Origin of the sequence: Brevibacillus brevis (genome assembly GCF_022026395.1) — a bacterium.
Lineage (GTDB): Bacteria > Bacillota > Bacilli > Brevibacillales > Brevibacillaceae > Brevibacillus.
The window spans coordinates 5,191,631-5,202,500 of sequence record NZ_CP041767.1 but is presented as its reverse complement, the minus strand read 5'-3'; the positions used below and the strand labels follow the sequence as shown (position 1 = coordinate 5,202,500).

Sequence of the window (10,870 nt, the reverse complement as noted above, 5' to 3'; positions counted from 1 at the left end):
GGTGTCGTATTATCAAAGTGACACTATTTGGTGTCCAATTAGGAATTAGTCATTGGAAAGTTTGGAATTTGAATAAGTTTCATTTGAAACCATTATGAGGGGGAAACATATGGGTCTAAGTAACGGTGTGGAAACAATCGCGAAAGCAGAAACCAATCCCCGAGGAAAAATGATTGCCTATTGGTCAGTCACATTACTACTCGCAGTAGCTGTTATGCTAAGTGGTATTGGACAGCTGATGAAATTTGGGGGAAACATCGAGTTAGTGACGAATCTTGGTTACCCGCTATACATCTTGACCATTCTCGGGATTTGGAAAGTGCTTGGAGCCATTGCTCTCATCATCCCAGGTTTTCCTCGGCTTAAAGAATGGGTTCACGCTGGTATCTTCTTTTTAATGACTGGTGCGGCTTTATCTCATGCGCTGGCGAACGATTATGGAGCGTACGGGTTTTACATGATCCTTCCGCTTTCATACGCTACGCTGAATATCGCGTCGTGGGCGCTACGTCCGATGAGCCGCAAACTTTAGGGAGGTTACAGAAATTAACGGCTGTCCCCACCATACTACAGAAAATCAGATTTTGGAGGGAGTGTTGTGAGCGAGGACAACCCGTTACGGGATGTGTTTGATGCGATTGCAGATCCAACCAGGCGTAGACTAATTCGCCTGTTAGCAGAGGCAGAGGAGATGCCGCTTCATGAATTAACGGCACAGTTTCAAATGGGGCGTACAGCGGTATCCAAGCATTTGACAATCCTGAAAGAGGCCGGACTGGTACTTGACCGAAAAGTCGGCAGAGAAACGCGATTTAGGCTAAACGCCGCTCCACTTAGAGAAATTCAAGATTGGTTGGCTTTCTATACCCAGTTCTGGAATACGAATATGTTGCGCTTAAACCAATTTTTAGAGGAGGAAGAAGAATGAGTTTAACATTATCCCTGGATTTTCAGTACAAGACATCGATGGAGAAGCTCTGGTCCGCTTTAACCGATGCAAACAAGCTTGCCAAGTGGATGGTTAACATCCATACCGGACAGGCGATGGAAAATAATTTTAAGCCCGTCATCGGACATCACTTTCAGTTTCGCACTCAGCCGACCGAATATTGGGATGGAATTGTTGACGGCGAAGTGCTTATCGTGGAAGAACCACACCGGTTGTCCTATACGTGGTGCAGTGGAGGAGAAAAGCACACGGTCACCTGGACGTTGCAGGATTTAGGGGACGGAAAGGTTAACCTTCATCTCGAACAAACCGGAATCTCAAATGCTCAAGCACTGGGTGGAGCCAAGTATGGATGGAGCAATTGGTGCGGTCAGCTTGAAAAGGTATTGGAGCAATAATCGCATACCCACAATAAAAGGCAGCCAGTTTCATTGGCTGCCGTAATTTTTTAACCAGGCAAATCTCCACCCGTTAATCCGTTATCATAACCGAAGGAGTAGCCGTTCGCACGAAGATGATCGCATCAAAAGCTTTTGCTGGAACCATCTGCAACGTATACGTCTTCTCCATTTTTCCGTACCATCCACTAAAAACATCACCAATTGCACTGATGGACTGGGCTTTATTCAGATAGGTGTAAAAATCCTGATGCTGCTTTGCTTTGGCAAAATCAAGGAATCCATCCGCCATGTTTGTCTGTGCAAACAGAACAGCCAGCCGATCTTTGCCACTATTTTTTACAGTAAATGCTTTGCGCTCATTGGTAGTGGTGTCCTTTGCAAGGAAGGTGCTTTCGTAGAATTCACTTCCGATTGCGTAATAGTGGTCCCCCATGGCTTTTGCGAGATGTGCCCCCATGCAGGTTGTCATTCCTGCGGTAGTGGAGGTCTTTTCAATGTGTCCATTATGTCCGGCGATGAACATGTTATTGCGACCGTAATGTTTCTTTTCAAAGGATAAAATCCACATTGCTTTGTCCGCCATATAGCGATCACGGGTGTTGCCATAGTTCGTGTTTGTTCCGCGCAATGTGGCGTTTTGCTTGATGGATTCTGCGAAGGCAGTAGCCAGCTCATATTCTTTCGTAGAGCTTTTCGCGATGTAAACAGATTGGTTTTGTTTCATCTGCTCCATCAAGCTTTTTATGTGAGTGAGCGCTTCCTGTACGAGGGCGATCTTTTGATCATACACCGTCTGATCATTCAGATTCGTAAGCAGCTTCTCGTACTTGGTGGCGAGTGTCGGATCAACTTTTTTCAAATAGGAGAATAGCCCGCTTTTGTTATGGTGATAGCGTTGCATGTCAAAGCCATAAAAATGAATTTGATCTTTGGCATCCCGTTGGTCATTAAAGGTGCGCATCCAAGAGAGAAGGGCGGCCATTTCTTCTGTATGGTAAATCGTAAATCCGATGGCTTTTGCGGCATCCTGTGCAGTTCCGCTTCCGCCTAAAATGTATTCATTGACCTTTTGCCCACCGCCAAAATCACCTTCAATGGCAAATACGCGATAACCTTGTTTTTCTACCAAATGCTTAAAAATATCTAGCTTCAGCGTAGTGAATTGCTTGTTGCCATGCGTAGCTTCTCCAAACCCGATGATGGTTTTTGCAGGAAGCTCCATTTTTGAAACAGGGACAAGCGTAGATTGTAAAGACTGTTGCAAGGTGTTGGCTGATGCAGATTGGAAACCCGTCAATACACTCAGCACGATGGACAAGCCTAGGGCGACCAGGAGTTTTCTTTTCATATCAATCTCTCTTTCTTGAAGGGATTACTGGGATACGGGTGGATTTTCTTACCATTTAAATAATTATACTCCTTCCTGGCCATATTTACCTACAGTGAATCCTTTTCTGTGGAGACCAAGCCGAAATGTAAAAACGCACCTGGGTTGGATTATCGGTATCCCCCGGTGCGTTTTTCAATTGCTATTTCAAATACTTCGCCCGATACTCATCTGCCAGCATGGACATGAGAATGGAGTCGTGATAGGCATGGTTGTAATAAAGCGCTTGTCGCTGTACGCCTTCCCGCTGGAAGCCGAGCTTTTCATACGTATGGATGGCGCGTTCGTTAAAGGCGAATACATTTAGCTCGATGCGGTGCAGATTGAGGATGCCAAAACCATAATCGAGCATCAGCAAAAGGGCTTCACTTCCGTAGCCTTTTCCTTGATAGGCACTCTGATCAATAGAAATTCGGATAAAAGCGTTGCGATTATTCGGATCGATATCGCCAATTTGGACGTCGCCAATCACCTGATCATTTTCACGCAGGCAGATCAATAAGAGGACACTGGAAGAGTCCTGGCCTTTGTTTGCGATGTACTGGTGGATTTGCTCACGCGTGAAATGCTTTTGGGTACCGGTCAGCATACGCGTTTCCTTGTTGAACAAGGAGCGGAAGTATAATTCGGTATCTTCTGTGCCAATCGGTCGCAAAAAGACGCGTTCTCCTTCCAAAAAGCGAATCGCTGCATTTGTATTTTCTTGTCGTGACATAGACATAGTCGGTGTCCTCCCTGTTCGTTCAAAACTTCTTTTTCTTAGGATAACGAGCAAGTGTATACTTGGAAATATGCAGTTTTGTAAAAATGAAAAGGACAGATGGAGGGGGAAATCGAGATGCTCTTGACCCCAAACTGGCAGGAAAGCGACAACGAGCCGCAATACGTACAGCTTTATGCTTATTTGAAAAAGGAGATCGTCGCAGGACGCTTGGCGGTGAGTAGCAAGCTGCCGTCCGTTCGCAAGCTGGCTGACCTGCTGGGCTTAAGCACAACACCTGTTGAAATGGCATACCAGCAGCTACTGGCGGAAGGTTTTATCCAAAGCAAACCGCGCAGTGGGTACTATGTGGAGAAATTGCCTGATCCTGAGGTGAAGCCGGGTGCTGGTGCGAGCATTCAAGCCGTCCAGCGGCCTATACTGCGTGACGAGCGGGAATACGTCTATGACTTTCATCTCTCCCGCAATGATTTTTCGTTATTTCCAACCTTGATTTGGCGGCGTTTGTACAATGAGACACTTCACATAGAGCAGCAGGAGAATCTTTTTTATGGAGACCCACAAGGCGAGGCTGGACTCAGGAGCCAAATCGCCGACTACTTGCGCAGGTATCGGGGTGTCGCTTGTTCACCGAATCAAGTGGTGATTGGGGCGGACCAGTTTGGCTTGCTGTCCCTGATCTGTCTGATGGTAAAGCCACAGTTCCAACGCATCGGTGTAGAAAATCCGGGGTATTTGCTGTTTGCCAATACGTTTCGCCAGCACGGCTACGACGTGGTGCCGATCTCACTTGCAGAGGACGGAATTAACGTCAGTGACCTTTATGAGTCAGAGGTTCGGTTGGCTGCCGTTTCTTCTGCTCATCAATACCCACGTGGGATGATCATGCCTATATCCAAGCGACTGCAATTGCTCGAATGGGCCAAAAGTGTGGGAGGGTACATCATCGAAGACGATTACGACGGAGAGTTTCGTTACCATGGCAGACCGATTCCGTCCATGCAAGGCTTGCTCCCAGATGCGAGTGTTATTTATATGGGAAGCTTTGCGCAGGTGTTGGCGCCAGCGATGGGCATTTGGTACATGGTCTTGCCAGAATCTCTGCTGGATACGTACTATAGCCTGCTGCGCGAGACACTGCTGGAACCATCCTCATCCCGTCTGCATCAGCGGACGATGGAAGCTTTTATGGAAAAAGGATATTTCGAAAAGCATGTTCGCAAAATGCGCAAGCTGTACCGCAAAAAGCATGATGCGCTGCTGCTGGCTGTGCACAAGCATTTTGGCGAAAGAGCGACAGTCATCGGAGCTGATGCGGGCTTTCATGTCCTGTTGCGGGTACACAGCGAGCGAAGCGAAGAGGAGTTGAAAAAGCTGGCGATTCAGGCAGGCGTGAGAGCCTCGTCGGCATCGTTTACATGGCTGGTACCACCCAATCCCCTGCCAAAAGAGTTTTTCCTCGGCTTCGCGGGCATTCCATTGGAAAAAATCGATCCCGGTATTAAGGTACTGAGCCAAGCGTGGTTTGACGGTTGTTGACAAGGCAAGCGTACACCGTTATGCTAAAAGTACGTTTTGGAAAATATGAAAAACAAAATATTTTCCTTGTTTTCGAAAGGGGATAAGAACATGCAGGAGCGAATCCTCCAATGCGCTTATCATGAGATTGAGACCAAGGGCGTCCGTTTCACTATGTCCGATTTAGCTCGGCGCGCAGGTGTTAGCACCAAGACGTTATATACGAGCTTTCCATCCAAAGAAGCCTTGATCACTAAAGTCATTGAAGAAAACATCGAGGATTTGCGTAAAGCAGAAGATCGGATTTTGCATGATCCTGACCTCGATTTGGTAGAAAAAATGCGACAGCTCCTGGCTCTGGTTCCGAACAACTTCTCGCGAACCGACCTGCGCGTGTGGTACGAGCTGAAGCGCTACTATCCCGAGCAATGGAAGCTGATCGACGAGTTCAATCAACAGGAGTGGGAGCATGTTCGGATCATTCTGGAGCAAGGCGTAGAGGAGGGCGTGTTTCGTCGTATCCGGCTCCCGATCTTGATTCAGATGTATACCGGGACGCTCAACCAACTGATTGATCAACAGTTAGCGAACCAGCATCATATGACGATTGGCGATGCACTGGATGCGGTCATCGACATTTTACTAGGCGGTATCGTAGATTCTTCATCTTCAAACAAGGAAGCAGGAGGAACATAATGAGTTGGGTTTATCTATTAATGGCTATTTTACTAGAGGTGGCTGGAACAACATCGATGAAGCTGTCTGACGGACTGAGCAAGCCTGTCCCTAGTGTGATGATGTTTATCTTTTATATTTTGTGCTTCTCGTCGCTGAGCTTGGCGCTCAAGGAAATGGAGGTCGGGACTGCCTATGCTATCTGGTCAGGTCTCGGCACGGCGATCATTGCGGTTATTGGTGTGGTGATCTTCAAGGATGCCTTCACTGTCAAAAAAGTAATTGCTGTCGGACTGATCATCGTGGGCTGTGTGCTGTTGAATCTGGGGGACAGCTCTCACGCACAATCTTCTAAAGATACAGGAGTAGCAGAGGCGAAATGAGTGAGAAAAATGTAAGGACAATGCTAGTGTTCTTCTGGGTCACCGATGTGGCTTTTGTCGTGTACTGGTTCATTACATTTTTGGAGCTTCTCCCTGTAGAATACTTGTATCAGGATTACTACGACCCCAATTTGCTCGCATGGAACCTGTCCTTTTTTCCATTGGATATTTTCATTTCCATCACGGGCTTTGCCAGTCTGTATGCTTATCGCAGAGGGCGGCACATCTGGAAGCCGCTCGCCATGCTGTCACTCGTTTTGACGTCCTGTTCGGGTTTGCAGGCAATCGCTTTTTGGGCGTTCAAGGCAGATTTTGATTGGTCCTGGTGGATTCCGAACCTGTACCTGTTGATTTACCCATTATTCTTTTTGCCGAGCTTGATGCGAGAACTGGCAAAAGTGAAGGAAAGGAATTCTTGACAAATTTTAAGCCGTGGCTATATAGTAGGTCTTAAGTTAATAGCGCTGTGGAGATTGGGAGATCAGCTAATATTTGCAAAATGAGAGCATTCGCTCTTGGGTTGCGGGTATTAGCTTTTTTATTTTCTCTCCAGTCAAACCACAAAGGAGTTGGCGAATTGTAAGCGCTTTACGGAAGTCGGTTTACAATTTTTCCAAAAAGGGGGAGGATGGGGCATGTCCATTTATGTAGGGGAACTGATCGGGACAATGATCTTGATCATTTTGGGGGCAGGTGTTTGCGCCGGACAGAACTTGAAAAAGGCGTATTCCCAAAACGGCGGTTGGATTGTGATTACGCTAGGTTGGGGGCTGGCAGTTGCTTGCGGAGCTTATGCAGTAGGAAGCATTAGCGGAGCGCATCTGAACCCGGCACTTACCATTGCACTGGCTAGCATCGGTCAATTTCCGTGGGAGCAAGTGCCAGGCTATATAGCGGCTCAACTGATTGGGGCGTTTATGGGAGCGACATTCGTCTGGATCTTTTATTACCCGCATTGGCGTGAGACGGATGATGCAGGAGCCAAACTGGGGATATTTGCAACAGGTCCCGCGATTCCCAATACAGTCGCAAATCTCTTCAGCGAAATTTTAGGTACGTTTTTCTTGGTGCTCGGTCTACTGGCGATCGGAGCGAATAAATTTGCAGAAGGACTTAATCCGTTTATTGTTGGTTTCCTGATTGTTGCAATCGGTTTGTCTCTTGGCGGTACTACTGGTTATGCGATTAATCCGGCCCGTGACTTAGGACCTCGTCTCGCCCATGCTCTCTTGCCCATCCACGGCAAAGGAAAGTCCAACTGGCGCTATGCATGGATTCCTGTTGTTGGACCTATCATTGGAGCTGTAAGTGGAGCATTTTTTTACAAATGGACGTTTACAGACCACTCGCTGACAGGTGTAATAGCATTAGCGGCTTTCATGGTGATTGCTATCGTGGTCGGCATGACAACCAAAAAATCAATCGGCAGCAAGGAGCGAATCGCATCCGAAAGTGCGCGTTCCTAGACATACAGGAAAGAATGAATGCGATTCCAAATGAGTGAAGGAGGAAGTTGTCATGGACAATAAATATATGCTTTCCCTCGATCAGGGAACCACGAGCTCTCGCGCTATTTTATTCGATAAATCAGGTGCTATTATCGGCGTTGCCCAGAAGGAATTCACGCAAATCTATCCGAAGCCGGGTTGGGTAGAGCACAATGCCGAGGAAATCTGGGAATCACAGCTGGATGTTTTGAAAGCGGTTTTACTGGAGAATCATGTGAAACCGGAAGAAATCGCAGGAATCGGGATTACCAATCAGCGGGAAACAACCGTGGTATGGGATAAGCACACAGGAAAGCCCATCCACAATGCGATTGTATGGCAAAGCAGACAGTCCATCGATATTTGCAACCAGTTGAAAGAGCAAGGTCATGAGCAAACCGTTCGTGAAAAGACAGGACTGTTGATAGACGCTTACTTTTCTGGCACAAAGGTAAAATGGCTGCTCGATCATGTGGAGGGAGCACGGGAAAGAGCCGAGAAAGGCGACCTCTTGTTTGGAACCATTGATACGTGGCTGATTTGGAAGCTGACCAATGGTCTGGTGCATGTGACCGACTATTCCAATGCTTCACGCACGTTGATGTTTAATATTCATTCCCTAGAGTGGGATGACGAGCTGTTGAGCATGCTGCAAATTCCGAAAGCCATGCTGCCAGCTGTCCGTCCTTCCAGCGAAATGTACGGCTACACAGACGAGAAGCTTTTCGAATTCCAGATTCCGATTGCCGGGATTGCCGGAGACCAGCAGGCTGCGCTGTTTGGGCAGGCGTGCTTTGCGGAAGGGCAGGCCAAAAACACATACGGAACAGGTTGCTTCATGCTGATGAATACCGGAGAAAAGGCAGTTGCATCCAAAAACGGGTTGTTGACAACCATTGCCTGGGGAGTGGATGGCAAGGTAGAGTACGCCCTGGAAGGCAGTATTTTTGTGGCTGGTGCGGCGATTCAATGGTTGCGTGACGGACTCAAGCTGATCGAAAAATCATCGGATTCGGAAAAGCACGCAATCGCTGTTGACAGTACAGATGGTGTTTATATGGTTCCGGCCTTTGTTGGCTTGGGAGCGCCTTATTGGGATATGGAAGCTAGAGGCGCGATCTTCGGCTTGACCCGCGGAACGACGGAAGATCATTTGATTCGGGCAGCACTGGAGTCTTTGGCTTATCAGACACGGGATGTGCTTGAAGCGATGGAGGCTGATTCCGGCATCCGGCTGCAAAAGCTGGCGGTAGATGGTGGAGCCGTGGCAAACAACTTTTTGATGCAGTTCCAGTCCGACATCCTGAATTCAGAGGTAGAGCGTCCGCGTGTCAATGAAACGACCGCACTAGGAGCAGCTTACCTGGCAGGGCTTGCCGTCGGGTATTGGGGCAGCAAAGAAGATATTGTGAATAACAAAGTGGTGGAGCGCTCCTTCTCACCAGATATGGCAGAGGAAGTGCGCCAAGAGCTGTACGCAGGTTGGAAGCAAGCTGTTACGGCAACGATGGGTTACAAGATTAGGCATTGATTTTTGCATAAAAGAGGTCTAAAGTTAGAGATAAGTTAATCATGCTGTGGAGACTACGGAGACAGCCAGTATCAGAAGGGCAATGACATTGCATTGCTTCTTTTGGATATTGGCTGTCTTTTTCTTTTAGAGAGGATGAGGAGAACGATGAACGATCAACATGCATTATCTTCAAGTCAACGCCAGGCTTGTCTGGATAAAATGGCAAACAAGCAACTCGATCTTTTGGTAATTGGCGGTGGGGTGACAGGAGCAGGTATTGCCCTCGATGCAGCCTCGAGAGGTCTTAGCGTTGGACTCGTGGAAAAACAGGACTTCGCTGCGGGCACCAGCAGTCGCTCTACCAAGCTCGTTCATGGAGGATTGCGCTATTTGAAGCAGGGCGATGTGCAGCTGGTGCGGGAAGTAGGCCGGGAGCGAGCTATTTTGTATCGCAATGCGCCACATATCGTCATCCCGGAAAAAATGATTTTGCCAATCGTGAAAAATGGTACCTATGGCAAGTTGGCAACCTCTATTGGTTTATATGTGTACGATGTGTTGGCTGGAGTCGAAAGAAAAGAACGACGCATCATGCTGAACAAGCAGAAAACCGTGGAGGCAGAACCGCTTTTGCGCCGAGATATTCTCAAGGGCGGCGGGCTCTATTTCGAATATCGGACAGATGATGCTAGACTTACCGTTGAGGTCATGAAAACAGCAAGCTCGCACGGAGCGCTCTGTGTGAACTATACTGAAGCCATTGGCTTTATTTATGAGAACGGCAAGGTCATCGGAATTCGCGCGAAGGATTTGCTTACAGGTGCGGAGTACAATCTCCATGCCAAAAAAATCGTCAACGCAGCAGGTCCTTGGGTGGATCAGCTTCGAGAAAAAGACCACTCCTTGTACGGCAAGCGCCTCCACCTGACAAAAGGTGTCCATCTGGTCGTGCCATATAACAGGTTGCCGCTGAAACAGGCCGTTTATTTCGATGTATCCGATGGACGCATGCTGTTTGCCATTCCGCGCAATAACAGTACGTATATCGGTACAACTGACACGAATTACAAAGGTGTGCTGGAGCGGCCAACGGTGACGAAAGAAGACATGGAGTATGTATTGAATGCCGCGAACGAGATGTTCCCTTCTGTGAAGCTGACGGAACAGGATGTCAGCTCCAGTTGGGCAGGGCTCAGACCGCTGATCCATGAAGATGGCAAGTCCCCATCCGAACTGTCACGCAAGGACGAGATCTTCTATTCCAAAAGCGGGCTGATTACGATTGCAGGTGGAAAATTGACGGGCTTCCGCAAGATGGCCGAGCGCATTGTCGATGTAGTGGTCAAGCAGTTGACCGAAGAAGAGGGCAGAGCATTTGGAGCTTGTCGGACAGACAAAATCGTCCTCTCTGGCGGAAAATTTGACTCAGCAGCCAAGATTCCTGTATTTGTGAAAGCACAGGCAGAGCGGCTGAGCCAATGGGGAATCACCGAGGAGCAAATCCGCGTTCTGGTTGGGAAATATGGAAGCAACAGTGAGCAAATCGTAACGATGTGCCAGGAGCTTTTGACACAAAATGATCAAAATGTGTCTCCAATCGAAGCACTGTTGAAAGCAGAACTGCGCTACGCTGTAGAGGAAGAAATGGTTATGACCATGAGCGATTTTCTGATTCGTCGCAGTGGCAGACTATTCTTCGAGAGGGATACACTGGAGCCTGTGTATCGAATGGTTGGAGAAGAGCTCGCTCATGAGCTGCAATGGTCGGATGAGAGAAAAGAACATGAAATAAAAGCGTTTGAAGAGGAATATCATCTTGCGAAAACATTTCAATAG

The 10,870-nt window shown here is 47.8% G+C and carries 12 protein-coding genes; 10 read left to right on the top strand and 2 right to left on the bottom strand.

What is annotated here, in order from left to right; all coding sequences use genetic code 11:
- Nucleotides 1-109: 109 nt before the first annotated feature.
- From FO446_RS24710 to FO446_RS24700, 3 genes are all read left to right on the top strand, one after another.
- Complete coding sequence (locus tag FO446_RS24710) at nt 110-532, top strand: DoxX family protein (RefSeq protein ID WP_237899371.1); 423 nt, start codon at nt 110-112, stop codon at nt 530-532.
- 66 nt (nt 533-598) lie between these two features.
- On the top strand, nt 599-928 hold the full coding sequence (locus tag FO446_RS24705; RefSeq protein ID WP_237899369.1) for an ArsR/SmtB family transcription factor: 330 nt from the start codon (nt 599-601) through the stop codon (nt 926-928).
- Nucleotides 925-1,347, top strand: a complete 423-nt coding sequence (locus FO446_RS24700) for an SRPBCC family protein (protein ID WP_173609852.1) — start codon at nt 925-927, stop codon at nt 1,345-1,347. The genes FO446_RS24705 and FO446_RS24700 overlap by 4 nt, the downstream gene beginning before the upstream one ends.
- A gap of 73 nt (nt 1,348-1,420) precedes the next feature.
- On the opposite strand, the gene FO446_RS24695 is transcribed toward FO446_RS24700, so the two are convergent.
- Nucleotides 1,421-2,698 carry an erythromycin esterase family protein gene (locus tag FO446_RS24695; protein ID WP_232774042.1) on the bottom strand — a complete coding sequence of 426 codons (1,278 nt, stop codon included), beginning with the start codon at nt 2,696-2,698 and terminating at the stop codon, nt 1,421-1,423.
- Between the two features lie 181 nt (nt 2,699-2,879).
- Nucleotides 2,880-3,458 (bottom strand): GNAT family N-acetyltransferase, encoded by a 579-nt coding sequence (locus FO446_RS24690; protein WP_237899367.1) that lies wholly within the window; start codon nt 3,456-3,458, stop codon nt 2,880-2,882.
- Between the two features lie 117 nt (nt 3,459-3,575).
- Here FO446_RS24690 and FO446_RS24685 point away from each other — a divergent pair, with 117 nt between their 5' ends.
- The 7 genes from FO446_RS24685 to FO446_RS24655 all read left to right on the top strand — a co-directional run bounded on the left by FO446_RS24685 (nt 3,576) and on the right by FO446_RS24655 (nt 10,870).
- Entirely contained in the window at nt 3,576-4,997 is a 1,422-nt protein-coding gene (locus tag FO446_RS24685) for a MocR-like pyridoxine biosynthesis transcription factor PdxR (protein WP_237899365.1), read from the top strand.
- Nucleotides 4,998-5,087: 90 nt separating this feature from the next.
- Entirely contained in the window at nt 5,088-5,672 is a 585-nt protein-coding gene (locus FO446_RS24680; RefSeq protein ID WP_173609856.1) for a TetR/AcrR family transcriptional regulator, read from the top strand.
- Complete coding sequence (locus FO446_RS24675) at nt 5,672-6,034, top strand: DMT family transporter (protein ID WP_048034755.1); 363 nt, start codon at nt 5,672-5,674, stop codon at nt 6,032-6,034. Before FO446_RS24680 ends, FO446_RS24675 begins: the two co-directional genes overlap by 1 nt.
- The gene (locus FO446_RS24670; RefSeq protein ID WP_173609857.1) at nt 6,031-6,453 is read left to right on the top strand and encodes a YvaD family protein; all 423 of its coding nucleotides are present in this window, start codon (nt 6,031-6,033) and stop codon (nt 6,451-6,453) included. Before FO446_RS24675 ends, FO446_RS24670 begins: the two co-directional genes overlap by 4 nt.
- A gap of 216 nt (nt 6,454-6,669) precedes the next feature.
- Entirely contained in the window at nt 6,670-7,500 is an 831-nt protein-coding gene (locus FO446_RS24665) for an MIP/aquaporin family protein (RefSeq protein ID WP_173609858.1), read from the top strand.
- 52 nt (nt 7,501-7,552) lie between these two features.
- Nucleotides 7,553-9,052 carry a glycerol kinase GlpK gene (gene glpK / locus FO446_RS24660; RefSeq protein ID WP_237899363.1) on the top strand — a complete coding sequence of 500 codons (1,500 nt, stop codon included), beginning with the start codon at nt 7,553-7,555 and terminating at the stop codon, nt 9,050-9,052.
- A gap of 147 nt (nt 9,053-9,199) precedes the next feature.
- A complete protein-coding gene (locus tag FO446_RS24655; RefSeq protein WP_237899360.1) occupies nt 9,200-10,870 on the top strand; it encodes a glycerol-3-phosphate dehydrogenase/oxidase in 1,671 nt (556 codons plus the stop codon).

Bases quoted from the DNA above. Each gene is read 5' to 3' on its own strand.
- FO446_RS24710 (WP_237899371.1), top strand. From the start codon at position 110: ATGGGTCTAAGTAACGGTGTGGAAACAATCGCGAAAGCAGAAACCAAT.
- FO446_RS24700 (WP_173609852.1), top strand. From the start codon at position 925: ATGAGTTTAACATTATCCCTGGATTTTCAGTACAAGACATCGATGGAG.
- FO446_RS24695 (WP_232774042.1), bottom strand. From the start codon at position 2,698: ATGAAAAGAAAACTCCTGGTCGCCCTAGGCTTGTCCATCGTGCTGAGT.
- FO446_RS24690 (WP_237899367.1), bottom strand. From the start codon at position 3,458: ATGTCTATGTCACGACAAGAAAATACAAATGCAGCGATTCGCTTTTTG.
- FO446_RS24685 (WP_237899365.1), top strand. From the start codon at position 3,576: ATGCTCTTGACCCCAAACTGGCAGGAAAGCGACAACGAGCCGCAATAC.
- FO446_RS24680 (WP_173609856.1), top strand. From the start codon at position 5,088: ATGCAGGAGCGAATCCTCCAATGCGCTTATCATGAGATTGAGACCAAG.
- FO446_RS24675 (WP_048034755.1), top strand. From the start codon at position 5,672: ATGAGTTGGGTTTATCTATTAATGGCTATTTTACTAGAGGTGGCTGGA.
- FO446_RS24670 (WP_173609857.1), top strand. From the start codon at position 6,031: ATGAGTGAGAAAAATGTAAGGACAATGCTAGTGTTCTTCTGGGTCACC.
- FO446_RS24665 (WP_173609858.1), top strand. From the start codon at position 6,670: ATGTCCATTTATGTAGGGGAACTGATCGGGACAATGATCTTGATCATT.
- glpK (WP_237899363.1), top strand. From the start codon at position 7,553: ATGGACAATAAATATATGCTTTCCCTCGATCAGGGAACCACGAGCTCT.
- FO446_RS24655 (WP_237899360.1), top strand. From the start codon at position 9,200: ATGAACGATCAACATGCATTATCTTCAAGTCAACGCCAGGCTTGTCTG.